Here is a 22439-nt window from a genome sequence, read left to right as displayed (position 1 = left end):
ACCATTTTGGGTGGTTGTAAATGAGGATGTAAACGCTGATGATAGCTTTGTCAGAGATAGAATACAATGCAGAAGGTGAGCGCTGCCCTTTGCCACTGGTAAAAACCAAGTTGTTGTTAAAACAGTTAGGCGCAGGGCAAAGATTAAAGCTGATTTTAACCGATCCAGGTTCGATTGCCGATATTCCCAAATGGTTAACAAGCCAAGGGATTGAGTTCTCGCAAAATCACCAGCAAGATGTAGTGGAAATTATTATTAATAAAGAGAAGTTTATTCAATGATTGAATACATTGTTGATTGGTATAAAGCAAAGTTTGCGGATCCACACGTGGTCACTTTAAGTCTGTTTATCATCGTGACCATCGCTGTGCTCTACTTTTTTAATGACTTATTAATGCCAGTTTTGGTTGCGGTGGTCTTGGCGTTTTTATTGGAGAGGCCAGTACAACAAGTGATGAAAATTGGCTTAAATCGAAATAAAGCAACCACTTTGGTGATGATTGCCTTTACCGGTATCGGTTTACTGATCTTTTTAGGATTGCTACCAGTGCTTTGGAACCAAACCTCTAATTTAATACAAGAAGTTCCAGCCATGGTTAATAAGGCAAATGTCTTTATTATGGAGTTGCCTGAAAAGTATCCGGATTTAATTCAGCCAGAGCAAATTGAAAATGTTATCCGAACAATCAAAGAGAAGATCCTTGAACTGGGCCAATTTATTTTAGAAACATCCCTTAATTCTATTTCAGATATTGTGGCCTTGATGATTTATCTTATTTTAGTGCCGATCATGGTGTTCTTTTTCTTAAAAGACAAAACGGAAATACTTTCAAACTTAGGTCGTTTTTTGCCAAAAGAGCGTCGTTTAACCAAGCAAGTTGGTAACGAAATGCACCATCAAATTCATAATTACATACGAGGTAAGGTGGTTGAAATACTTATCATTGGCGGCGCGTCAACCATTGCCTTTGCGTTGCTTGGATTAAACTATGCGGTATTGCTTGGGGCATTAGTGGGGTTGTCGGTATTGGTACCTTATGTCGGCGCAACCGTTGTTACCTTCCCCGTGCTATTAGTTGCTTTATTTCAATGGGGCGTTAGCCCTGAGTTTGGTTACGTCATGTTAGCCTATGCAATCATTCAGATTCTTGATGGTAATGTGTTGGTCCCTATATTGTTCTCAGAAGCGGTAAATTTACATCCCGTAGCCATTATCATCGCGGTGATTATTTTTGGCGGTTTATGGGGTTTTTGGGGCGTGTTTTTTGCAATTCCATTAGCGACCTTGGTCAAGGCGGTAATTAACGCATGGCCTGAAAGCGGTTTCAGCTCAGAAGAACCGTCAGTGAGTGAATAACAGACAACAAGTTGCCGGCTTAATTAGAATGAGTCCTACAGTAGGCATTAGAATCGAGACATTTTAAGCGACGAAAAAAGCCCTAAATTGAATCACAATTTAGGGCTTTTTAATGTGCTTTTTATTAGCTATTTAAAGTCTCAAGCACCACTTGGTGATGATCTTTGGTTTTAAACTTATTGAATACGTGTTCAATTTTTCCATCTAGACCAATTAAAAAACTGATGCGATGAATACCATCGTATTCTCGTCCCATAAATTTCTTTAACCCCCAAACCCCAAATAGCTCGGCAACGTGATGATCTGGATCGGATAACAAGGTAAAGTTTAATTCATCGCGCAAGCAAAATTTATGCAAGCGCTTAGGCTCATCTGGGCTGATCCCAAAGACGACCGTGTTGGCATTATCGAGCTCGGTTTTGCTGTCACGAAGGCCTTGTGCCTGAACCGTACAACCTGGGGTCATTGCTTTAGGGTAAAAGTAAACGAGTACTTTTTTCTTACCAATAAATTCGGCAAGAGAAACCGTTTCATCGTCTTGGTTTTGTAATGTAAATAGCGGGGCGTTATCGCCAGCGACTAATGTTTTCATAAATATCCCTTAAACAGTTGGGTTTGTTGTTATAAAAATTTCACCTTTCACTTGTAATTGTTGACAAAGGTTTTGAAAGTCTTGGTTTAATTGTTCGGTATTAACGTCGGTAGTGGCATCAATGGAAAGATTGATTTGGGCGCTATCATCTTTGCAACTTATCGACTTTAATGACGACAAGTCCATATTTCTTTTGGCAAAAAAGCGGGTAATGTCTTTGAGTATACCCGGAGTGTCTTTACTGGTTACTTTAACTTCTAAATACTTGGTAACAAACTTAGGCTCATGCTCACTGGTGCGTTTGCTTATGGTAAGCAATTGCAATGAATGCGCTAAAAGAGGCAGCCGAGTTTCAAACTGGTTAATGGCCGAACGTTTGCCACTTAATAGCATGATCAGGGTAAATTCATTGCCTAGAATGGCCATACGCGAGTCGACAATATTACAACCAAAATCGCTTGCCAGTTCGGTTATTTCACTGACAATACCTGTTCTGTCTGTGCCAACCGCAGTAAATACCAAAAATTGAGTCATATTTTTTATCTTATTCTTTTTAACCAGAGCTTATTGTATAAGCAAATTAACGACAATTATAGTTTCTGATTCTTTTCCCTGTAAAACTTGTTTTTATTGGGGCTTACAAGTACCATAAACCGCGATAAAAACAGATCAATATTGAAAATTTTTTGGCTGACGGAACTTTTTTTTAGTTATCAAATCCAAGTATCTGTTTGATTTATACCAAATAACAATAATTTTTTGCCGAACGTGAATGCTTAATTTTCCTCATTAATAAATGCGAAAAGTTTATGTTTAGAGCAAAGAACCTTAACTGAATGTACTAGTGTCAAACACCGGGTACAGGCTTAAATCCTCAGGAGTATCAATGGATCGCCGTATTTTTTTATTTTCTTTAATGAGTTTATCATTAGCGGCTTGTAGTAGCTATGAAACCCGCAAACAGGCAAATGGCGAATTTAACTACGTAGATTTAACTCAGGGTTCCACTTTGACTATCCCTGAAAATTTAGATAAACCCGATTTTAATGACACTTTCTATATCCCTGATGTGACCAAGCAAGACCAACCTGTTGGTCAAGCGGTGGACATCAGAGCACCGGCATTGGCATTACCAACAGCGACAGGTAGCCGTGTTGATGAGTTTGATAAAACAGCCACTATTTGGTTTGACAAAGTTGATGATAATCGCGACTTAAAACAATTAGTGGTTCAAGCGATCACAGATTACCTTGATGAACACGGTGTTGCTCTCATTAAAGCGGATGAGCAAAACAACACCTTCGAATCTGATTGGGTAAAACATGACCATGAATCAGGATCTCTATTTTGGAATAGTGTTGAAGCAAGTGAAAGCTGGCGTTTTAAATACAGTTTACTGACTAAACCACATGGCCGCAGCATTGGTTTAAATGTTGACTTAATTGACTATGTGTTAAAAAGCGACGAAGGTCTAGTCACCAACATTGACCCGATTGAGCAATCTCGAGTTGAAATGGCGATGGTAAATGACATTACGACTCAGCTTGGCTATATCTATCGGGTAAATAATCGTGAAGACAGAATCGCTCGTGCGAACATGAAGTTGGTCAAATATGGTCAATCAAAAAATGGTCAGCCGGCGTTGATCATCGATTACCCTGTCGAGCAGTATTGGAATTATATTCCGAGCTTTTTTGAAAAGTATGGCTTTAAAGTGACCGATTTAAATGAAGATAAATTTATTTATCAAGTGTATTACACCAAACCTGAAACAGGCGTTTGGGACAGTATTTTTGGTGATGAATTACCGGTTGTTGAATTGGAAGATGGTACTTATGAATTTCATCTTCAGCCTTTTGATGGCAAAACCGCGTTGGTGATAAGCGATGACCAAAATAACGTGTTAAGCGAAGAGTTATTATTGGACAACTTTGATATTTTAGAGCCGGCATTATCTTTTAAAGAGTAATTGAGGCTCGCCGATTTTAACCGTGCGATAGCATTTAAAAAGCCGATATGTGTCAACATATCGGCTTTTTTGTGCTCTAGGTATGGCTTTATTTCTCTGGTGTTTTTGAGTCTTTGTCTTTACTTAATTTGTTATTTCTTGGTAATGTCTCTTTGAGCTCATTTAAAGGGGTCTTGCGTAACGGCGTATTAGAGCGCCTTAACAAAGATAAGTTGCCTATAATAGCCGCTAGGGCTAAGCCGCAAATGATCACGATTGTCCAAAAGTCCATCGATAGTCTCTTTATGGTTCGGTAATGTTGGATATAAATTTGGGGTACAGCGTATCGACAAGGTCAATAAGTTTTGCTCTATCCGCCAAATCAGATGCTTGCAGGCAAGCTTTTAAACAATCGCTATTATGCCGTGTTTGGAACTGATTTGCTAAAGGTTGATACGATAAATGCCACGGCTCGTTTGCCACACCGCCTTGATATTTGGCATAAGGTCGGAAAAAACCAAAATCCATCATATATCTATCTAGCCATTTGGTCAGTGGCCATTGATGTCCACCGGGTAAATACTCCCAACCCTCAAGTTGTAATTTTTCATTGGTTATTAGTGAGGGGGAAAACACATCAATGTCGGTCCCCCAGTGGTGTCGACTTGCCCCAGGCAAAGCCGAAAACAACAAAATTTGCTCTACTTTATCTTCAAAGGATAACCCCTTTAAATCAACCGCTTGCTGGTTTAAATCAAATACCGGCAAACGACCGCTCAATTTCGCTTCAAAAATACTTTGCTGCTTTTTAAAAGAGCGAAAGCCACTGACAATTTGCAAATCTAAACCATCGGACTTGGCTGCTTGTTGCAAGGCCTGCCATGCGTTTATCATATCCTTATGAATGCCTAAGGTTGGATTGAGAAAGTGAATATGTTGTTCACTTTCTCCGGTTAAGCAGCGGTGATTTGGGACTGAATGATTCATTAGCTTAATAATTTGACCAAAACTTTATAGTACATTTGCACTAGGTTATTTAAATCATCGCAGTTAACGCATTCATTAACCTTATGGATAGTGGCATTGGTTGGGCCTAATTCTACAACTTGCGCTCCTGTTGGTGCAATAAAACGACCATCAGAAGTACCACCTGATGTTGAAGGTTTACAGTCAACACCATTGGTTTCTTTTATCGCCTCGATTACCGAGTCAAGTAATTTGCCGGGTTCGGTTAAAAATGGTTTGCCGTTAAAGGTCCATTTTATATCGTAGTCAAGGTCATAGGCCCCTAATACTTCATTCACTTTATCAATAATAACTTGATCGTTAATTTCGGTAGAATACCTTAGATTAAAAATGGCGTGAAGCTCTCCAGGTACAACATTGGTAGCCCCTGTGCCGGAGTTAAAATTAGATAACTGAAAACTGGTGGGAGGAAAGTAGTCGTTACCGTGATCCCAATGGTATTGGCTTAGCTGTGCAAACGCCGGTAGCGCTTGATGTATTGGGTTTTTAACCTGTTCAGGGTAGGCTACATGCCCTTGTATGCCATGCACCATCACATCGCCGGTAATTGAGCCTCGACGCCCATTTTTTACCACATCGCCAACGGTATGAGAACTTGATGGCTCTCCCACAATGCACCAATCAATTTTTTCATTTCGCGCTTCCAATGTATCAATGACGCGAGTGGTACCGTTAATAAATGGGCCTTCTTCATCACTGGTGATTAGGAACGCAATGGAGCCTTTGTGATCAGGATATTGACTTACAAATTGCTCTGTTGCAATGATCATCGCGGCCAATGAACCTTTCATATCCGCTGCCCCTCGACCATATAACCAGCCATCTTTAATGCTTGGTTCAAAAGGTGGGGTATGCCATTTTGAGTCAGGTCCAGGTGGCACCACATCGGTATGGCCGGCAAAGCAAAATACCGGTGCTTCTGCTCCACGTCTTGACCACAAATTGGTGGTGTCTTCAAAAATCATCGATTCATTGTTAAAACCTAATTTAGCCAAGCGCTCAGCCATCAGGTTTTGACAACCTTCATCTAGAGGGGTGATTGATTTTCTTGCAATAAGCTCTTTAGTGAGCTCTATAACCGGGGTCTCAATACTCATTTGTTAAACAGCTCTTGGTAAGTGTTAGCTTTAAAACCAAGGTGAAGTTGTTCATTGTTTAACAATAATGGTCGTTTTAATAACGTTGGTTGTTGTAATACCGCCTCGGCTGCAACCTCGCCATCAAGGCTGTGTTTAATCTCTTCAGGGAGGTTTCGAAAGGTCGCACTGCGTTTATTGATTAACTCAGCCCAACTGGCCTTTGTGCAAAACTGTTCGATCAGTTGTCTGGAACAGCCATCCTTGCGCAAATCATGAAAAACGTAGTCGATGCCTTCAGTTTCTAGCCATTTACGTGCTTTTTTAACGGTGTCACAATTATGGATGCCATATAAAGTTGTCATTCTAAAGTCCTGTTTCTATGGTTTACTTTATGTTAATCATCGATGACCATATAGTCATTAGATCTTAGGGCACTAATGGCCGATTTTACAGTATCTTGTTTGATCAGAATGTAGTCGGTATCAAAGGTTGAGATAGCAAAAATACTGATCTTATTTTCTGCTAAAACCCCGGATATGTTAGATAAAATTCCGGTTAGAGAAAAGCCTAAAGGGCCTAAAACTTCAAGCGCTCGCCAGTCTTTTTCGACTTCCATACTTGGCAAGTTAAAATCATCGGGTACGACCACAGAAAGCTCATCATAGGTTTTACTGATAAAAAATATCTTGGCGTTAAATACCTGTTCTGGAATTGGCGTCTCAGGGGTAAAGCTGTGAATATGAAACGTTTCGTTTAACAGTCTCAGGGTTTGATTGGCCATCACCACTCCTTGTTTTTTTAGGCTAAAAAGATGCCAAAGTACGAGTTAAGTTACTATAACAAAGCTGTTTTTTGATTGATACTGTTGCTTAGCTATAACGGACTAATTGGATAAGAAGTACAATTTAGTCATAAACCTTATTGAAGTAAGTATTTTTAATAGTTTTCAATATAAGAACCAACTTCTTAGATCATCTTAATTTTATTAACTATCCACAAAAGGTGTGGATAAAATTGTTCATAACGATTTATAAGTTTTCAATAGCATTGATTTATAAGGATAATTTACTAAAGGTGTTTTTTTAACCATTTGGTGTGAGGCATATTTTTATCCACAATAGGAGTTTTATTGGTTTCATGTGTTTATTTTTCTGTAATCGCCAAAAAATAATGTTTATTATGCTCTTTAACGGCTTTTTACTACTGTGTTTATATACATGTTGGGGCCTTGTTCTAGTCAAAAAACACTCTCTAAAGTAAAATGAGCAGGGACTAGACGCGTTTAAACGCATGTCTTAGGGATAAATTTCACCATTGTGTGTTATCTTTATATAAATGAGATGGTCTATAATCCTGCCATGCTCGTTTATATAGAGAGTTAAGTAAGAAAGTGCTTTGAAAATGAACAGAAAAATATATTGTTTTTTAAAAGATGGTGCCAAATACATCCGGTTGTGGCCCAATACACCGGAATTAGCCAATTACTTTGCTGAATATAACGCCGTAGTTGGTAGTCGATTTGTATTAAAATATTGTCCGCCTCTGGCTTTGTTGGCGATTATTTTACCCATAATGTTTCTCGGTCCAGATTTTCTGAGTCAGGCCTTGGTGTATGGTATTTTCATTGCCTCATTGCCGGTACAAGCGTTGTTCCTGATGGCTAAAAAGTCTAAAGAGCATTTACCGTTAGCCCTAGCATCTTGGTATCGTCAAGGGGTAGAAAAACTCAATCAGCACCAACAACAAAACAAATTGACGTTGGTGCAAAAGCCAACTTTTATGGACTTGGCTAAATTACTCGATTACTCGTATTCCCACCAAGCCGAGGATCTTTAGGCTTGGTGAACACTAGATTGAGCTGATTTCTTATACAACCTGATCTTAAAGTCCGCCCGACAACGAAATTCACCACACGATGACAATTCATCGATCAAGTTCTTAGATGTTTTAAACGCAAACGGCGTCATCGCTAATAAATTTAAGCTTTGCTGACTGTCGTTAAATGTCATTTCATAGTCTAAGTTCTCTTCCATAATCAAATCAAATCCCGAATATTGAACAGGCGTCACCTGATGTTTTAACGGGTTTTGATAGATCAATTGCTTGAGCTCCCATAGATGATCTGCTCCAGGGGTCACCGTAAGTAAATAACCATCAGAAGATAATAGACGATGAAATTCCTCGATTTTAATCGGCGCATAGATGGAGTACAACCAATCAAATTGCTCATCTTTAAACGGCAAACTAGCAATAGAGCCTACGCTAAAGTGACAAGATTTATATTTTTTTGCCGCTATTTTTACGGCGTTTTTTGCTATATCAACGCCATAAACATTTTGTCTACCTTGTTGATGTGCATGGGTGTAATAACCTTCGCCACAACCAGCGTCGAGTATGTTTTTTCCATTAATATAGTGTTGACACAGAGCAACAATTTTATCTCGCAGAGGTTGATAAAATCCTTGCTCTAAAAACATTCGCCTAGCATTTACCATGGCTTTGTTATCACCTGGGTCTTTAGAATGTTTGTGCTGAACGGGCAAAAGGTTTACATAGCCTTCTTTGGCAACATCAAAACAATGGTTATTTTGACAGCGAAAAATGTTGTTTTGCATAAGCAACGGATGCTGACATAGCGGGCAAATATACAGGCTGTTATTCATCTTATTCATTCTCTGAAGCGCTAAACAGCAAATGTTGACCAAATAGGAGCATGATCAGACGGTTTTTCGATACCTCTTAGCTCGTAATCAACATCGGATTCAATACACTTTTTTGATAAATTCTCGGTAGCTAAAATAACATCGATACGCAGGCCACGATTATCATCAAAGCCTCGGGAACGATAATCAAACCAAGAGTAACGTTGCTCTTTTAAAGGGTGCAGTTGACGAAAAGTGTCTTTAAACCCCCAATTCATAAGAGTTGCTAACCATTCTCTTTCTTCTGGTTGAAAGCTACATTTGCCTGTTTTTAGCCAACGTTTGCGATTCGCTTCACCGATACCAATATCTAAGTCGAGTGGTGAGATATTAATGTCGCCCATGATCACAATATTTTCATCGGGGTGATGATGTTGCTCTAAATAGTGCATTAAGTCGCTATAAAATTTGCGTTTATACGGAAATTTCACTTCATGGTTAATGTTTTCTCCCTGTGGGAAGTAGCCATTTAATACTTTAATCTTCTCACCCTTATCATTGGTGGTAGTGATCATTATCATTCGTTTTTGCGACTCTTCATTATCGCTCGGGAAGCCTTTCTCAATAATGTCGGCTTCTTTCTTCGATAAAATAGCAACCCCATAATGCGCTTTTTGGCCATGAAAATATACGTGATAACCCATTGCCTGAACGGCTTCTAAAGGAAATGCTTCATCGTGTACTTTGATTTCTTGTAAACCAATAATGTCTGGTTGGTGCTTGTCAATAAGGGCTTGAAGTTGGTGTAATCTAGCGCGTAGGCCATTGATGTTAAATGAGATGATTTTCATAGTTTTATTTCTATTTGGGTAATACTTCAACATTGAAGTTTAAAATATCTAGCCATGCTATCAGATCACAGAATTAGGGTGAATAGATTTCCCATTTTTATCTATGTGTTTGGCTTGTGCTGCAACCCTGTTTATCGCTTTCTCAAGGTCTTTGACGTTTTACGCGCGATGAATGCGCTAGCAGGTCGATAGGATGCCAACAAACTTATCTAGCCATTGTTTTTTAGCAAAATAAAAGAAAAAGTCATTTTTTTTAGGGTTAAATTAACCCTTTATAAATCAATTAACTAAAATGTAACCAAGAGCAAATTAAATATTTTAGCCACAGTGTAATTTTTAGCGACTCATCGCTTTTCGCAAGTAATTGATAACTGCGTTAATAAATGCACTGTACCGACTTATTGTGTAGCCGAGTCATTGAGATTGCTCTGACTTTACCTTGCTATTTAAAGCAGGCATTTGCTGTCGGTTTTAGTGAGACTGAATGTCTGTTAGAACACCTTAGCTACAATCGAACAATCAAATAATCAATGCATTATGTGTATTTTTTAAGATGGAGCAGAATTGAATGTCACAAAATAAAACTAGCCTTAAAAAAATCCTGTTAGTTGAAGATGATCGTCAACTTTCAGATCTTATTAAGGGCTTTCTTGTCACCGAAGGGTTTCATGTAAAGCAAGAGTTCAGGGGCGATACTGTCGCTAAAACAGTCGAGAATTTTTCACCTGATCTGATTGTATTAGATGTCATGTTACCGGGAAAAGATGGCTTTGCGGTATGTCGAGATTTGCGTCCATCATTTAGTAACCCTATTTTAATGTTAACCGCCAAAAGTACCGACTTTGACCAAGTACTTGGTTTGGAAATTGGTGCCGATGATTATGTTGCAAAACCCGTTGAACCAAGGGTATTGCTTGCCCGCATAAATGCTTTATTACGTCGTGGTCAACTCCCCAAAGGAGGACAAGACAAGTCAGAGATCACTTGCGGTAAATTGAAAGTGAATCGTAACTCTAGGCAGGTCTTACTTGATGGTGAAAATATAGAGCTCACGAGCCAAGAGTTTGACTTACTTTGGTTATTGGCAACAAGAGCGGGTGAAGTGCAAAATCGTGATTATATATACAAAGCGGTTGTCGGTCGGGAATACGATGGCATGGATAGGAGTGTAGACGTTAGGATTTCTCGCTTGCGTAAGAAGTTAATGGACTCAAATGAAACACCATTTCGGATCAAAACCATATGGGGACAGGGTTACTTATTTGTACCTGATGCGTGGGAATAATGAATGAATCTTGGGCGCTCATTTTTTAGTCTGTATTTTTTGATTATTGCTTGTTTTGGCGGATTAAACTGGATTCTAGACGAATTGTGGAGCATACAAGTTGAGCAAAAAATTGAGTCTTATACCGGCTATAAAACACTTTTAAAGGCCTTTGAGATTAACTTAGCGTCATTTCCTCAAGCGCAATGGCAAAGTCGTATTGATCTACAAAAAGAGCGCTATGAATTACCGCTCTTGTTAGTTGATGCCGACAATGTCGAAACCCTGATCCCTGATTTAAAGTTTGTAAAATCGGAAGAAACAACGGTTTATTATGATAATGACCAAATCTTTTTGTTTCGTCCAATCAGCAATCACGATTTGGTACTCGTATTGGGGCCCGTTCAGTCACCAACTCGTCCTCGCACCGAAGCTCTGATCAGGGTATTTATTGTTTTAGTTTTAGGGATTGTGATCTTCTTTTGGGTTTGGCCTATTTCAAAAGATTTAGATCAACTCAATGACACCGTTCATAAGTTTGGCCAAGGAGATTTTAACGCTAAAGTGTCTGGTGGGAATTCGGTCTTGGTGAGGCCAATGATGAACACCTTCAATATGATGGCCGCTCGAATTAATGGTTTGATAGAAGCCCATAAAGAACTTACTAATGCGGTATCCCATGAGCTAAGGACACCATTATCTCGCAGCAAATTTTCATTAGAGCTGTTACGACAGGCAAAAGATGAGAACACCCGTCAAATCTATTTAAACAAGATATCTTCCGATATAGAGGAGCTTGAATCACTGGTCAATGAGCTGTTAGTTTATGCGGCTTTTGAAAATGAACAACCCAATATACAACTCAATCCAACCAATATTTCTACTTTAGTAAAAGCACAAGTGGAGAGTTTTTCTAACTTCTCTGGTGAGATTAATTTTATCGACAATAAATCAGACATTTTTGCTAAGTGTGATGAGTATTTTATCAATCGAGCGGTCAGTAACTTAATCGCTAATGCAATAAAATATGGTCATGGTAAAGTTGTGGTCAGCGTGAGTGAACAAAACGATCAATGTCTGATTGTGGTCGAAGATAATGGCATTGGTATTTCACCAGCGTTCAAGGACGTTATTTTTGCCCCATTTTCTAGAGACGATGAGAGTCGTACCCGTGAAACCGGTGGTTTTGGTTTGGGCTTAGCCATCGTCAATAAAATCATGCAATGGCATAAGGGGCAAGTTGTTATAGAAGACAGTGAACTAGGTGGCGCCAAATTTATTCTTTCGTTACCTAAAAAGCACAATCAGCATCTAGTCTAAATACCGTTTAAAGGCGAACAAAACTGGCTTGATGAATTATTTGATACAACACCGTTTGTATTTTTTTCCACTGGCACAAGGGCAAGGTGAGTTGCGTGTTAATGTGTCTAACTGGTCTTGTCGAGTAATGTCGCCATCAATATATCGCCATTGTCCTTGTTCTTGGATAAAGCGCGATTTTTCTTGAAATTCCATCACCTGCTGATCACAAATATAGCGAGCGCAAAATTCAACGTAGTGTTGAATAGGATCACTATAGTCGGTATCAATAATGGTTAATTTTAACCAAGTTGTTTGTTGTACCCAAGCATCTATTTCTGCTAATGGGTTATGTTTTTGTTGAGCCAAGGCGTATGTATCAGCAATATATTGGCTCTGTTTTTGATGGTAAGCACTATAGCGTGACCGCATTAGTTGTTCGGCAGTCTGCGCGACATTTTCTTGATTGATAATAGGAGCACAACATTGATTATAAGTTAACTCAGAACCACAAGGACATTGCATTATTTAATAAAACCAACAGTTCAACAAACCATTATATTACCATTTGAAGTAAATCAAAGCCAAACAAGTTAGATACGATTGGTTTTTATTGTCAATTTAGATATTTAGACATACAAGGTCATATTAATGCAGCGTAAGAGAAGGGTTAATGACAATGCATTGCGTGTTGCCTTTAACCGCATAATCAGACAATTCACTTAATCGCTTTTGGTCAAATGAGCTGTTAAATAGCACCAAAGTCGCTAAGTTACCTTTTAATAATGCGCGTTTTAATTGTTCAAATTTTACTTTTTGGCCAACCGAATTGACCTTTAATATATATGGATTAGCAGTCTTTAATGCCATGTCTGCAATCATTTCGTCGCTCCCGCCAATGCATAATAACCAACGCTTATCATCAACTTTAGGTTTACAGATTGAATAGATACGCTCGCTTAAAACCGTGTTGCTAAAAGTTTCTATAAGATGAATATTACCTTGAGCTTTATTTGCGCTCTTGTTAACGGCTTTATTTTCTAAAGTTTGTTTGCTCGAAAGAGACACGGCGTGTTTGTTGGCGCTAAATGGGGTGCATAATTTTAAAACAGATCTTGAGGCTAATAAATTAGGCTGTTTTATGCCTGTTAACGTCTCTTGTTCTAAGGGGGGAGAGACCAATTTTGAAGCTTGGTTTGCATTTAACAAAGATGTCGGCATAAAAAATCTCCTAAAGCCAAAATAAATGGAACTATAAGTACTGTTTAAATATACAGTACTTATAAATTTATCCTAATGCAATAACTTTTACTGTTTTTTTATACAGTTATTGTTTTATATCTAAACAATAAATTGCCAGCCATGTTTATTTCCATAAAAAAGCCTGTTCAAACCGGCCGACATTTTAGACAAATAATATGTTTTCAAGTGGATCATTTAGTTGTCGGTAAGTTTTCGATATAGAACCCGTCCAATCATCCGCATTTTTGTTGGTAATGGCATTCTTTTGAAGTTTGTCTTAACAATGCCTCGGGTAAGTGCGCTGGCTTTAGAGTAATCAATATTGATATCTAAACTAACCGGTTTATTGGTTTTGGCGAACGTTAACGCCTGTTGCTATCGCGATTCCTTTGACTTTCGCTTGCGGTAATACGGTACACGTTTTTCTGTTATATGAGATTTGTTGGGCTTGTGAGAGTTGGGATCGCTCGCTATTGTTAAATACACAAATCACAACGCCAATATTATGTGCTACTGCTATTGCCAATTCCATACAGGACATCATAAAGGCACCGTTAGCGACTATGGCCACATCGTCTTTATCTGGGGCGGCTAACTTACACGCTATAGCAGCTGGCGTTGCATAGCCCATACAGTTAAAATCTGTTGGTGAAATAAAACTATATGGATGATAAATAGGCATTAATTTTGCGGTTGAAAAAGGTATGATTGCCATCGTCAACAACCGTAATGGTGTCGTCTTTTATGTGACGGCGTATAGCATCATAAAATAAAACCGAATTAACCCTGTTTTTACTGTCGTGTTGAGATGACTTTTGTTTGCGCTTGGTTAGAGTAAACAAAGTGAATGTTATTAGGAAAATAAAGAGAAGTGAGATGCGTATTTACCTTCTTCGCATAGGAAATCATTGTGGCCAGTTTAGTCGATAAAAATGAACTTGTGGGCTTGGGCTGTGAAAATCCCACCTTGATTGTGTTTAGCCAGCATCGCCCTGAGCTTGAACAATACCAACAGTTAACTACACTTCATAACTTACAAGACAGTGAAATTTCGTTTATAGGTCAGCAAACCGGCAATCATTGGCGAAAAATATTTAATGTCTTCGCTAAAATTGTGTTCGCTCTTGCTAAGACCCAGCATTCGTCTTGGCAGCAACTTAGGGATGACTATTTATTACAGACTGGGTCTGGCTTAGCGCTACTATTTAACCCTAAAGTAATAACAAAACTGGATAAAGGGATTATCAAACTGGTGATGGGGAAAACGTTTGCTCGCACCATATTAAATGATCAACCGCAGTTATCAGAAGGGCTGGTTTGGATAGATCATGAATTCGCTTTTAACCCTAATGAAAATCTGATTATTTGTCCTTATTTTGATTACCGACAGTTATCTGATAAAAAAATAATCAGATTATGTAATTTGATCAACAAATTATAGAAAAAAAGCCAGTTTTAGGCGTTTTTATTTGTGATAAAACAAATTATTTTCGTTGTTTTCCTATATAATGACGCCATCTAAAAGAAAGGTGATTATTTACATGTCAAAAAATGCTGTGTTAGTTATCAATTGTGGTAGCTCCTCTTTAAAATTCTCTTTAATTAAACCTGAATCTTCTGAACTTATCGTTTCAGGTATCGCAGAACGTTTATTAACCGATCAAGCATTTATTAAAATTAAATACAATGGTGAAAAAACAGAGCGTACCTTAGGTGGTAATCATGATCATGAAGCCGCGTTAGAGTCGATTGTGTCGTTCTTATTAGAACACAAGTTAGAGCAGTCGCTTATTGGTGTTGGTCATCGAATTGTTCACGGTGGTGAAACCTATTCCGCTCCTACCTTAGTAACCGATGCCGTAAAAGCATCTATTGGTGATTTAGCCAAACTTGCGCCACTGCATAACCCTGTTAATTTAATTGGTATTGAAGCGGCGGAAAAAGCATTCCCATCATTACCGCAAGTAACGGTTTTTGATACGGCATTTCATCAAACAATGCCAAAAACAGCTTACTTAACAGGTTTACCGTACAGCTTTTATGAGCAACACGGTATTCGTAATTACGGTTTCCACGGTACCAGTCATTACTTTGTGTCAAAACGTGCAGCCGAATTGGTTAACAAACCATATGAGCAAAGTAGTTTTATCAGTGCTCACCTAGGTAATGGATGCAGTGTTACTGCCATTGAAAATGGTCAAAGTGTTGATACCAGTATGGGACTGACACCACTTGCTGGTGTGGTTATGGGAACGCGCTCTGGGGATGTTGACCCTGGGGTTATTTTCCATTTAGTGGAAAAATTAAATTACAGCATAGAAGAAGTATCGCACATTCTGAACAAAGAAAGTGGTCTATTGGGTATTTCTGAAATGAGCAACGATTGTCGTACCATTGAAGATGCGATTTTAAACGATAACAATCCTCGCGCTAACTTGACCATGGATATTTTCTGTTACCGTATCGCTAAAACCATCAGCTCTTACATGGCGTCATTGAGCCATTTTGACGGGTTAATCTTTACCGGTGGTATTGGTGAAAACTCAGATCTTGTTCGTTCACGCATCGTTCGTTCATTAAGCTTGCTAAACTTAAACCTTGATGAAGCGAAAAACGTCGATGTACGTTTTGGTAAAGAAGGGTTTATTTCGGCGCAAGGCTCTCGCAATTGTATGGTTATTCCAACCAATGAAGAGCAAGTTATCGCTGAACAAACATTTGATTTAATTCAGGAGAATTAATATGGCCCATCGTATCATGTTAGTGCCGGTAGGCTTTGGTGTCGGCCTAACATCGGTATCTTTTGGTATGTACCATAAGCTACAGCAACTTGGTATTAATGTTGGCTATTTTAAGCCAATTAGCCAACCGTCACGAAACGTGATGTCAAATGACTCAACATCACCATCTGAATTTGATTCGATAGCCACGCGTTCTATTCCGCTTAGCTATGTTGAAGAAAAAGTGGGTGTTGACTTAATTGATGACATTTTAGAAGAAATTGTTGGTAATGCCGAAGCCTTTACTGAAGAAGTGGTGGTTGTTGAAGGTCTTATTCAAACCAAACGCCACCCTTATGCGGCCAGAATTAACCAATTGGTTGCACAGGCGCTAGGTGCCGATATTATTTTGGTGGCGACACCAGAAAATGATACACCAGAACAATTTCAAAGCCGAATTGAAGTCAGTGCAAAAGTATTTGGTGGCGTTAAAGATAAGCGTGTTAAAGGCTGTATCATTAATAAAATGAATGCACCAACTGAACAAGAGTTTGGTTTACTGCCTAGAGACAACGAATATTCTTCTGAGTTTGATTTACAACCTTGGTTAGATTTACCTTTGTTTAAAAAACCATACTTTGAATTGATCAGTACGGTTACTTGGGATCTAGACTTGGTCGCACCACGTCCTTTGGATGTGAAAAGATACTTACAAGCCGAAGTGATTAATGAAGGTGAAAGCGAGAGTCGACGCATTCGCAGTGTGAGCTTTTGTGCTCGCAGTGTCAGCAACTTAATGAGTCACTTAGTTGCAGGTCGGTTAATCGTAACCCCAGGTGATAGAACCGATATTATCATTGCTACTTGCTTATCGGCGCTTAATGGTACTGAAATTGGCGCTTTGTTATTAACCAATGGTTCGAAGCCTCGCGATTCGGTATTAGACTTATGTAAGCAAGCGTTTGAAGGCGGTTTGCCGGTTTATTCAGTGCCTTGGGATACATGGGAAACAGCGCGTCATCTGATGAATTTTAACCCTGAAATCCCATCTGGTGATACTCAACGTCAAGAGCTGATTAAGCAACATTTTGCTGATAGTATTGATCAAAAATGGTTAGAAAACTTTATCAGTAATAATGTTAAAGGTCAGTTATTATCGCCTCCGGCATTTCGTTACAAGTTAACGGATTTAGCTCGTCAAGCGAACAAACTTATTGTTTTACCTGAAGGTAATGATATTCGTACGATTAAAGCGGCGGCAATCTGTGCTGAACGTAAAATTGCACGTTGTCAGTTGCTTGGTAACAAAGATGAAATCTTGCGTATTGCTGAGCAGCAGGGTATTGATTTACCTCCTGGGGTTATTATCACCGATCCTAAGGTGGTTAAAAGCGATTATGTCCAGCCGTTACTTGAGCTACGTAAGCACAAAGGAATGACTGAAATAGTTGCCAAAGAGGAACTTAAAGATCCTGTTGTTGTTGGTACTATGATGCTGCAAATGGGGCACGTAGATGGTTTGGTATCTGGGGCGGTAAACACCACGGCTAATACCATTCGTCCGGCCCTACAGCTTATTAAAACGGCGCCAGGTAGTTCATTAGTGTCTTCGGTATTCTTTATGTTATTGCCCGAGCAAGTATTGGTTTATGGTGATTGTGCGATTAACCCAGAGCCTAATGCTCAGCAACTTGCAGATATCGCGATTCAATCTGCAGATTCGGCAACGGCGTTTGGTATTGAACCAAGAGTTGCGATGATCAGTTACTCTACCGGCAGTTCAGGCAGCGGTGAAGACGTAGAAAAAGTCGCGTTAGCAACCAAGCTTGCTAAAGAGAAACGTCCTGATCTGATTATTGACGGACCATTGCAGTACGACGCAGCCATTATGGAAAATGTCGCGGCGAAAAAAGCCCCTAATTCACCGGTTGCCGGTAAAGCTACGGTGTTTATTTTCCCAGATCTAAACACGGGTAACACCACTTATAAAGCGGTACAACGTTCAGCTCAGTTAGTGAGCTTAGGCCCAATGCTTCAAGGTATGAATAAGCCGGTTAATGACTTGTCTCGTGGCGCATTAGTTGACGATATTGTTTACACCATTGCTTTGACCGCGATTCAAGCGACGCAGTAAGCTTTTGTAACAAAAAAATTGAAAAGGCAGACCTTATACGGTCTGCCTTTTTTTTAGGGCCTAGGGCACACAATAGGGTCCATAACCGGATTAGTATAAGTTTGATTTTTTATTGATTAAAACTGAAACACTTAATATGGTAGTAATAAAACCTTGCAAGGATTTATTATGAGAGAATCACCATCCTCGGGCTTTAATCAATTTATTTTAAAATTAAAGTGTCCTGATCGACTAGGGGTTATGGCGCGGATCACCGCTGAGCTTTTTCAGCAGGGGGCATTTATTAATGATGCTAGGCATTATGCAGATCCACAGCAGCAAATCTTTAATATGCGCATTGAATATGATGATCGCACCGTTGGTTTTAATGACACGACTTTTCGTCAAGCTATGGCTGATTTAGCTCGAGAGTTAGAAATTACCTACCATATACGCCGTAAAACTGTTCGGCCTAAAATCGTCGTGGCGGTTAGTAAAGAAGATCATTGTTTAAGCCTATTACTGACTAAGTATAAATCGGGTGTCTTAAATGCAGACATTGTTGCCGTGATCTCAAATCACCAAAACTGTCGCGATATTGTCGAATTTCATCAAATACCATTTTATTTTTTGCCCATTAACAAAGACGGCAAAAGCGAGCAAGAACAGAAATTAATGCAAATATTTCAGCAACAAAAAGCCGATTTATTGGTGCTTGCTCGATACATGCAAATTTTATCGAATGATTTATGCGAGCAGTTACAAGAGCGGGCTATAAATATTCATCATTCATTTTTACCAGGATTTAAGGGCGCAAATCCTTATCAGCAGGCTCATGATAGGGGAGTAAAAATAATAGGGGCTACGGCGCATTTCGTTACCGCCGATTTAGATGAGGGACCTATCATTGTACAGGAAGTGAAACCTGTCGATCATGCCACTACGGTTCAAGATATGAAAGAAATTGGCCATGATATTGAAGCGACTGCATTGGCCCGAGCCGTTCGCTATTTTGTTGAAGATAGAATACTTCTTAACGGCGATAGAACCGTAATTTTATGACTTTGCATAGGCTGTTACAAAGTCATTACAAAATACAGTTAGGGCTTACCTTTACTATATTGTCATAATTCAAAATATTAATTCAATAATAAGCTTGTACTGACAAAATGAAATTACTGACCGTTATTTGCATCCTTACAGCGTTATTATCTCCTTGGGTGATCACTTACTCTAAGCTGAATTCTAGGGTCGATGACGTTAGCATATCTGTTCAACCTACCGAGCAAAACTTGAATCTTGCAGAAGACTTAATCCCATCGCCAGTAAAGTATAGTGAGCAAACTCGCTCAACAAACTTGCCAATTGAGAAAAACATAGTGGTGAAGACAAGCGCTAGCGTAAAGACAACGACACGGGTAGTAAATGCAACCAAACCTGTGCTATTGAATACATCCTTGTCGGATTAAGTTCTCGATATAGGTAAAGTCGACTATGGTAGAGTAAGTTAAAAATATTTAGGCAAAAAAAACCGGACGGGCGTCCGGTTAAAATATTAAATCTAAGGTTACTTTTCACCCTTCAAAAATGTTAGTGGATAAGAAATCGAAATTTCTTTATTAACACTCTTTAAAGATTCCAAGTACTCTATATAAAGCAGATACTGTGCCAACTTTTAACTTGTTGTTTTTTATGGTTTTTATTTTTAGGGGATATACGGGTGTAAAAATATCCGACATATTGTTTAAATGCAGCTTAAAAAAGGTCGATCCAATAAAGCTAAAAAAACCGGGATGCCCCGGTTTTTAAATCGAATCGGTAAAAGGACTTTAAACGTTAAATCTAAAGTGAATTACATCGCCATCTTTTACGAGGTAATCTTTGCCTTCAAGACGCCATTTACCGGCTTCTTTAGCACCAGCTTCACCGTTACAGCTAACAAAGTCTTCGTAGCCAATTACTTCGGCACGAATAAAGCCTTTTTCAAAGTCGGTATGAATAACCCCTGCAGCTTGTGGCGCGGTTGCATTTACGCGCACTGTCCAAGCTCGAACTTCTTTTACCCCTGCGGTAAAGTAAGTTTGCAAGTTTAACAAGCCGTAACCAGAGTTGATCACACGATTTAAGCCTGGCTCTTCAATGCCAAGATCAGCCATGAACTCGGCTCTGTCTTCTTCATCCATTTCTGACAGTTCGCCTTCAATTTCGGCACAAACCGGCACCACAACAGCACCTTCGGCAGCGGCGATTTCACGAACTTGATCTAAATAAGGGTTATCTTCAAAGCCGTCATCGTTGACATTGGCAATGTACATGGTCGGCTTAAGCGTTAAAAAGTTTAAGTAGCTTACCGCTGCTTTTTCTTCTTTACTTAGCTCTAATGAACGGATCATGTGACCTTCTTCAACGTGTGCAAGAATTTTTTCCAGTACAGGAATTTCAAACTTGGCTTCTTTGTCACCACCTTTAGCACGCTTGCTTTGACGCTGAATAGCACGCTCAGCGGTATCCATATCGGCAAGAGCTAATTCGGTATTGATCACATCGATGTCTTCTTGAGGGTTTACTTTCCCTGAAACGTGGACAATATTTTCGTTTTCAAAACAACGAACAACATGACCAATGGCGTCTGTTTCACGAATATTCGCCAAGAATTTGTTACCTAAACCTTCACCTTTTGAAGCGCCAGCAACCAAACCGGCAATATCAACAAACTCCATTGTTGTTGCCAGTACACGTTGAGGATTAACGATTTCTGCAAGTTTATCCAAACGAGGGTCTGGAACAGGTACAACACCTGTATTTGGCTCAATTGTACAAAAAGGAAAGTTGGCGGCTTCTATACCCGCTTTCGTTAGTGCGTTAAATAATGTGGATTTACCTACGTTAGGTAAACCGACGATGCCACATTTAAATCCCATGATCAGTTCCTGTGTTATCTTTTAGCCGTTAGGTTGCTTTAAACGAATGCAAACGGTTCTGTGCTTTTTTAATGCCGTCTTTTTGCCAGATCTCAAAACATCTCGAGCCTTCATCAACGCATTGATCGAGCAAACTTTGCTCCGTTGCGGGCGCTTTGCCCAATACGTAACCTGTTACTTTGTCTCTATGCCCCGGATGGCCAATGCCGATCCGTAGCCGATAAAAATCTTTGTTATTTCCCATACACGCAATAATATCACGTAAGCCATTATGGCCGCCGTGACCACCACCGAGTTTGATTTTACAAACACCCGGATCTAAATCCATTTCATCGTGGGCTACCAGAATGTTCTCAACTGGAATACGAAAAAAATTGGCGAGAGGCGCGACAGCTTTACCGCTGCGATTCATAAAGGTAGTAGGGATAAGTAAGTGTACAACAGTATTTCCAATCAGTCCTTTACCATATAAACCGTGGTATTTTTTGTCCGGACTTAGGGAAATATTGTATTGCCTAGCGAGTTCTTCAACGAACCACACACCAGCATTATGGCGAGTTTTGGTGTATTCAGGGCCTGGATTACCCAGGCCCACAACCAATTGAATATTAGTCGTCAAGGTTTGACCTCAGCGATTATTCTTCAGTGGCTTCTTCACCTTCAGCGTCAGCAGCTTCGCTTCCGCCTTTAGGAGCTTGTGCTGAAACTACAGCGATGTCGTGATCTTCACCTTTAGCTAACTCAACTGAAGTTACGCCTTTAGGAAGAACGATTTCAGATAAGTGGATAGAGTTGCCAGCAGTTAAGTCTTTAACGTCAACTTCGATAAACTCTGGTAAGTTACCTGGTAAACAAGCTACTTCGATTTCAGTTGCTGTGTGTAATAAGTTTGCACCAGTTTTTGCTACTACGTCTTCGTTGATGAAGTGTAGAGGCACTGAAGTGTGTAGTTCTTTTTTCGCGTCAACGCGTAAAAAGTCGATGTGCATTACAAGTTCTTTGAACGGGTGACGTTGCATGTCCTTGATTACAACTTCAGTCGCTTCACCACCAATGTTCAATGATAGAACGTGAGAGTAGAAAGCTTCTTCTTGTTGTGCACGCCATACTTTGTTGTGCGCTAAAGTGATAGATACTGGCTCTTGACCTGCACCGTAAACGATTGCTGGAACTTTGTTCGCGTGACGTAGGCGGCGGCTCGCACCTTTCCCCATATCTGTACGAACTTCAGCATCTAAAGTAAATAAATCCATAATGAATTCTCTATATTAAAAAATAAAAATTAAACCACTCTTCGCGACCAAAGAGTGATCACACAGGCCTTCACAGGCCGATTGCCTCTTTACTAAGAGCCTAAAAATAAAGCCAAAGTAGAAAAGGCGCAG

26 protein-coding genes are annotated in these 22439 nt (G+C 39.4%); 11 read left to right on the top strand and 15 right to left on the bottom strand.

Annotation, left to right across the window (positions count from 1 at the left end; all coding sequences use genetic code 11):
- Positions 1-38: 38 nt before the first annotated feature.
- Positions 39-281: a sulfurtransferase TusA family protein gene (locus ACAY00_RS08830; protein ID WP_371372577.1), complete on the top strand. Its 243-nt coding sequence runs from the start codon at positions 39-41 to the stop codon at positions 279-281.
- Entirely contained in the window at positions 278-1357 is a 1080-nt protein-coding gene (locus ACAY00_RS08825) for an AI-2E family transporter (RefSeq protein ID WP_371372575.1), read from the top strand. Before ACAY00_RS08830 ends, ACAY00_RS08825 begins: the two co-directional genes overlap by 4 nt.
- A 124-nt stretch (positions 1358-1481) precedes the next feature.
- Here the strand turns inward: ACAY00_RS08825 and bcp are convergent, their stop codons facing one another.
- Together bcp and ACAY00_RS08815 are read right to left on the bottom strand one after the other, a co-directional pair.
- Positions 1482-1949, bottom strand: coding sequence for a thioredoxin-dependent thiol peroxidase (gene bcp, locus ACAY00_RS08820; RefSeq protein ID WP_371372573.1), 468 nt, complete (start codon positions 1947-1949; stop codon positions 1482-1484).
- 9 nt (positions 1950-1958) lie between these two features.
- Entirely contained in the window at positions 1959-2483 is a 525-nt protein-coding gene (locus ACAY00_RS08815) for a glycine cleavage system protein R (RefSeq protein ID WP_371372571.1), read from the bottom strand.
- 352 nt (positions 2484-2835) lie between these two features.
- Between ACAY00_RS08815 and bamC the strand changes: the two genes are divergently transcribed.
- The gene (gene bamC / locus ACAY00_RS08810; protein WP_371372569.1) at positions 2836-3918 is read left to right on the top strand and encodes an outer membrane protein assembly factor BamC; all 1083 of its coding nucleotides are present in this window, start codon (positions 2836-2838) and stop codon (positions 3916-3918) included.
- Between the two features lie 88 nt (positions 3919-4006).
- Here bamC and ACAY00_RS08805 read toward each other — a convergent pair whose 3' ends face one another.
- The 5 genes from ACAY00_RS08805 to ACAY00_RS08785 are packed head-to-tail and all read right to left on the bottom strand — an operon-like array spanning position 4007 to position 6783.
- Positions 4007-4189 (bottom strand): hypothetical protein, encoded by a 183-nt coding sequence (locus tag ACAY00_RS08805; protein WP_371372567.1) that lies wholly within the window; start codon positions 4187-4189, stop codon positions 4007-4009.
- Positions 4190-4200: 11 nt separating this feature from the next.
- Positions 4201-4884, bottom strand: a complete 684-nt coding sequence (locus tag ACAY00_RS08800; protein ID WP_371372565.1) for a M15 family metallopeptidase — start codon at positions 4882-4884, stop codon at positions 4201-4203.
- A complete protein-coding gene (gene dapE / locus ACAY00_RS08795) occupies positions 4884-6020 on the bottom strand; it encodes a succinyl-diaminopimelate desuccinylase (protein ID WP_371372563.1) in 1137 nt (378 codons plus the stop codon). Before dapE ends, ACAY00_RS08800 begins: the two co-directional genes overlap by 1 nt.
- Complete coding sequence (locus ACAY00_RS08790; RefSeq protein WP_371372561.1) at positions 6017-6364, bottom strand: ArsC family reductase; 348 nt, start codon at positions 6362-6364, stop codon at positions 6017-6019. The genes dapE and ACAY00_RS08790 overlap by 4 nt, the downstream gene beginning before the upstream one ends.
- A 32-nt stretch (positions 6365-6396) precedes the next feature.
- Positions 6397-6783: an ACT domain-containing protein gene (locus ACAY00_RS08785; RefSeq protein WP_371372559.1), complete on the bottom strand. Its 387-nt coding sequence runs from the start codon at positions 6781-6783 to the stop codon at positions 6397-6399.
- Positions 6784-7403: 620 nt separating this feature from the next.
- Here ACAY00_RS08785 and yfbV point away from each other — a divergent pair.
- Positions 7404-7838, top strand: a complete 435-nt coding sequence (gene yfbV, locus ACAY00_RS08780; protein ID WP_371372556.1) for a terminus macrodomain insulation protein YfbV — start codon at positions 7404-7406, stop codon at positions 7836-7838.
- Here the strand turns inward: yfbV and rlmA are convergent.
- Complete coding sequence (gene rlmA / locus ACAY00_RS08775; RefSeq protein WP_371372554.1) at positions 7835-8665, bottom strand: 23S rRNA (guanine(745)-N(1))-methyltransferase; 831 nt, start codon at positions 8663-8665, stop codon at positions 7835-7837. The two genes, yfbV and rlmA, sit on opposite strands and share 4 nt — an antisense overlap.
- Positions 8666-8685: 20 nt before the next feature.
- Positions 8686-9495, bottom strand: coding sequence for an exodeoxyribonuclease III (gene xthA / locus ACAY00_RS08770; protein WP_371372552.1), 810 nt, complete (start codon positions 9493-9495; stop codon positions 8686-8688).
- 568 nt (positions 9496-10063) lie between these two features.
- On the opposite strand from xthA, the gene ACAY00_RS08765 reads away from it, so the two are divergent.
- Both ACAY00_RS08765 and ACAY00_RS08760 read left to right on the top strand, forming a co-directional pair.
- On the top strand, positions 10064-10780 hold the full coding sequence (locus ACAY00_RS08765) for a winged helix-turn-helix domain-containing protein (RefSeq protein ID WP_371372550.1): 717 nt from the start codon (positions 10064-10066) through the stop codon (positions 10778-10780).
- Between the two features lie 3 nt (positions 10781-10783).
- A complete protein-coding gene (locus ACAY00_RS08760) occupies positions 10784-12079 on the top strand; it encodes an ATP-binding protein (RefSeq protein WP_371372548.1) in 1296 nt (431 codons plus the stop codon).
- A gap of 36 nt (positions 12080-12115) precedes the next feature.
- Here ACAY00_RS08760 and ACAY00_RS08755 read toward each other — a convergent pair whose 3' ends face one another.
- The 3 genes from ACAY00_RS08755 to ACAY00_RS08745 all read right to left on the bottom strand — a co-directional run bounded on the left by ACAY00_RS08755 (position 12116) and on the right by ACAY00_RS08745 (position 14015).
- Positions 12116-12583: a YchJ family protein gene (locus ACAY00_RS08755; protein WP_371372546.1), complete on the bottom strand. Its 468-nt coding sequence runs from the start codon at positions 12581-12583 to the stop codon at positions 12116-12118.
- A 123-nt stretch (positions 12584-12706) separates the two neighbouring features.
- On the bottom strand, positions 12707-13279 hold the full coding sequence (locus ACAY00_RS08750; protein ID WP_371372544.1) for a hypothetical protein: 573 nt from the start codon (positions 13277-13279) through the stop codon (positions 12707-12709).
- 364 nt (positions 13280-13643) lie between these two features.
- The gene (locus ACAY00_RS08745; protein ID WP_371372542.1) at positions 13644-14015 is read right to left on the bottom strand and encodes a thiamine pyrophosphate-dependent enzyme; all 372 of its coding nucleotides are present in this window, start codon (positions 14013-14015) and stop codon (positions 13644-13646) included.
- Positions 14016-14210: 195 nt separating this feature from the next.
- On the opposite strand from ACAY00_RS08745, the gene ACAY00_RS08740 reads away from it, so the two are divergent.
- From ACAY00_RS08740 to ACAY00_RS08720, 5 genes are all read left to right on the top strand, one after another.
- On the top strand, positions 14211-14741 hold the full coding sequence (locus ACAY00_RS08740; RefSeq protein ID WP_371372540.1) for a DUF6942 family protein: 531 nt from the start codon (positions 14211-14213) through the stop codon (positions 14739-14741).
- Between the two features lie 100 nt (positions 14742-14841).
- The gene (locus ACAY00_RS08735; RefSeq protein ID WP_371372538.1) at positions 14842-16041 is read left to right on the top strand and encodes an acetate kinase; all 1200 of its coding nucleotides are present in this window, start codon (positions 14842-14844) and stop codon (positions 16039-16041) included.
- A 1-nt stretch (position 16042) separates the two neighbouring features.
- A complete protein-coding gene (gene pta / locus ACAY00_RS08730; RefSeq protein WP_371372536.1) occupies positions 16043-18154 on the top strand; it encodes a phosphate acetyltransferase in 2112 nt (703 codons plus the stop codon).
- 168 nt (positions 18155-18322) lie between these two features.
- The gene (gene purU, locus ACAY00_RS08725; RefSeq protein WP_371372533.1) at positions 18323-19195 is read left to right on the top strand and encodes a formyltetrahydrofolate deformylase; all 873 of its coding nucleotides are present in this window, start codon (positions 18323-18325) and stop codon (positions 19193-19195) included.
- A gap of 107 nt (positions 19196-19302) precedes the next feature.
- Positions 19303-19602 carry a hypothetical protein gene (locus ACAY00_RS08720; protein WP_371372531.1) on the top strand — a complete coding sequence of 100 codons (300 nt, stop codon included), beginning with the start codon at positions 19303-19305 and terminating at the stop codon, positions 19600-19602.
- A gap of 360 nt (positions 19603-19962) precedes the next feature.
- Here the strand turns inward: ACAY00_RS08720 and ychF are convergent, their stop codons facing one another.
- Genes ychF through ACAY00_RS08705 form a run of 3 tightly spaced genes read right to left on the bottom strand, consistent with a single transcriptional unit; the run spans position 19963 to position 22307 of the window.
- Entirely contained in the window at positions 19963-21054 is a 1092-nt protein-coding gene (ychF, locus tag ACAY00_RS08715) for a redox-regulated ATPase YchF (protein ID WP_371372529.1), read from the bottom strand.
- A 28-nt stretch (positions 21055-21082) separates the two neighbouring features.
- Positions 21083-21673 (bottom strand): aminoacyl-tRNA hydrolase, encoded by a 591-nt coding sequence (gene pth / locus ACAY00_RS08710; RefSeq protein WP_371372527.1) that lies wholly within the window; start codon positions 21671-21673, stop codon positions 21083-21085.
- A 16-nt stretch (positions 21674-21689) separates the two neighbouring features.
- Positions 21690-22307, bottom strand: a complete 618-nt coding sequence (locus ACAY00_RS08705; protein ID WP_371372524.1) for a 50S ribosomal protein L25/general stress protein Ctc — start codon at positions 22305-22307, stop codon at positions 21690-21692.
- Positions 22308-22439: the final 132 nt, after the last annotated feature.

It is taken from the genome of Thalassotalea sp. 273M-4, from assembly GCF_041410465.1.
In the GTDB taxonomy this organism is placed as follows: domain Bacteria; phylum Pseudomonadota; class Gammaproteobacteria; order Enterobacterales; family Alteromonadaceae; genus Thalassotalea_A; species Thalassotalea_A aquiviva.
Note: the sequence above shows the minus strand (reverse complement) of the source record. Positions and strands in the feature narration are given on the sequence as shown.

What these genes read in the sequence shown, in the direction of transcription:
- dapE (WP_371372563.1), bottom strand. Translation starts at nt 6,020, where the DNA reads ATGAGTATTGAGACCCCGGTTATAGAGCTCACTAAAGAGCTTATTGCA.
- ACAY00_RS08755 (WP_371372546.1), bottom strand. Translation starts at nt 12,583, where the DNA reads ATGCAATGTCCTTGTGGTTCTGAGTTAACTTATAATCAATGTTGTGCT.
- ACAY00_RS08800 (WP_371372565.1), bottom strand. Translation starts at nt 4,884, where the DNA reads ATGAATCATTCAGTCCCAAATCACCGCTGCTTAACCGGAGAAAGTGAA.
- ACAY00_RS08705 (WP_371372524.1), bottom strand. Translation starts at nt 22,307, where the DNA reads ATGGATTTATTTACTTTAGATGCTGAAGTTCGTACAGATATGGGGAAA.
- bcp (WP_371372573.1), bottom strand. Translation starts at nt 1,949, where the DNA reads ATGAAAACATTAGTCGCTGGCGATAACGCCCCGCTATTTACATTACAA.
- ACAY00_RS08830 (WP_371372577.1), top strand. Translation starts at nt 39, where the DNA reads ATGATAGCTTTGTCAGAGATAGAATACAATGCAGAAGGTGAGCGCTGC.
- ACAY00_RS08760 (WP_371372548.1), top strand. Translation starts at nt 10,784, where the DNA reads ATGAATCTTGGGCGCTCATTTTTTAGTCTGTATTTTTTGATTATTGCT.
- ACAY00_RS08745 (WP_371372542.1), bottom strand. Translation starts at nt 14,015, where the DNA reads ATGGCAATCATACCTTTTTCAACCGCAAAATTAATGCCTATTTATCAT.
- ACAY00_RS08785 (WP_371372559.1), bottom strand. Translation starts at nt 6,783, where the DNA reads ATGGCCAATCAAACCCTGAGACTGTTAAACGAAACGTTTCATATTCAC.
- ACAY00_RS08750 (WP_371372544.1), bottom strand. Translation starts at nt 13,279, where the DNA reads ATGCCGACATCTTTGTTAAATGCAAACCAAGCTTCAAAATTGGTCTCT.
- ACAY00_RS08790 (WP_371372561.1), bottom strand. Translation starts at nt 6,364, where the DNA reads ATGACAACTTTATATGGCATCCATAATTGTGACACCGTTAAAAAAGCA.
- bamC (WP_371372569.1), top strand. Translation starts at nt 2,836, where the DNA reads ATGGATCGCCGTATTTTTTTATTTTCTTTAATGAGTTTATCATTAGCG.
- pta (WP_371372536.1), top strand. Translation starts at nt 16,043, where the DNA reads ATGGCCCATCGTATCATGTTAGTGCCGGTAGGCTTTGGTGTCGGCCTA.
- purU (WP_371372533.1), top strand. Translation starts at nt 18,323, where the DNA reads ATGAGAGAATCACCATCCTCGGGCTTTAATCAATTTATTTTAAAATTA.
- ACAY00_RS08765 (WP_371372550.1), top strand. Translation starts at nt 10,064, where the DNA reads ATGTCACAAAATAAAACTAGCCTTAAAAAAATCCTGTTAGTTGAAGAT.
- ychF (WP_371372529.1), bottom strand. Translation starts at nt 21,054, where the DNA reads ATGGGATTTAAATGTGGCATCGTCGGTTTACCTAACGTAGGTAAATCC.
- xthA (WP_371372552.1), bottom strand. Translation starts at nt 9,495, where the DNA reads ATGAAAATCATCTCATTTAACATCAATGGCCTACGCGCTAGATTACAC.
- yfbV (WP_371372556.1), top strand. Translation starts at nt 7,404, where the DNA reads ATGAACAGAAAAATATATTGTTTTTTAAAAGATGGTGCCAAATACATC.
- ACAY00_RS08815 (WP_371372571.1), bottom strand. Translation starts at nt 2,483, where the DNA reads ATGACTCAATTTTTGGTATTTACTGCGGTTGGCACAGACAGAACAGGT.
- rlmA (WP_371372554.1), bottom strand. Translation starts at nt 8,665, where the DNA reads ATGAATAACAGCCTGTATATTTGCCCGCTATGTCAGCATCCGTTGCTT.
- ACAY00_RS08720 (WP_371372531.1), top strand. Translation starts at nt 19,303, where the DNA reads ATGAAATTACTGACCGTTATTTGCATCCTTACAGCGTTATTATCTCCT.
- ACAY00_RS08825 (WP_371372575.1), top strand. Translation starts at nt 278, where the DNA reads ATGATTGAATACATTGTTGATTGGTATAAAGCAAAGTTTGCGGATCCA.
- ACAY00_RS08735 (WP_371372538.1), top strand. Translation starts at nt 14,842, where the DNA reads ATGTCAAAAAATGCTGTGTTAGTTATCAATTGTGGTAGCTCCTCTTTA.
- ACAY00_RS08805 (WP_371372567.1), bottom strand. Translation starts at nt 4,189, where the DNA reads ATGGACTTTTGGACAATCGTGATCATTTGCGGCTTAGCCCTAGCGGCT.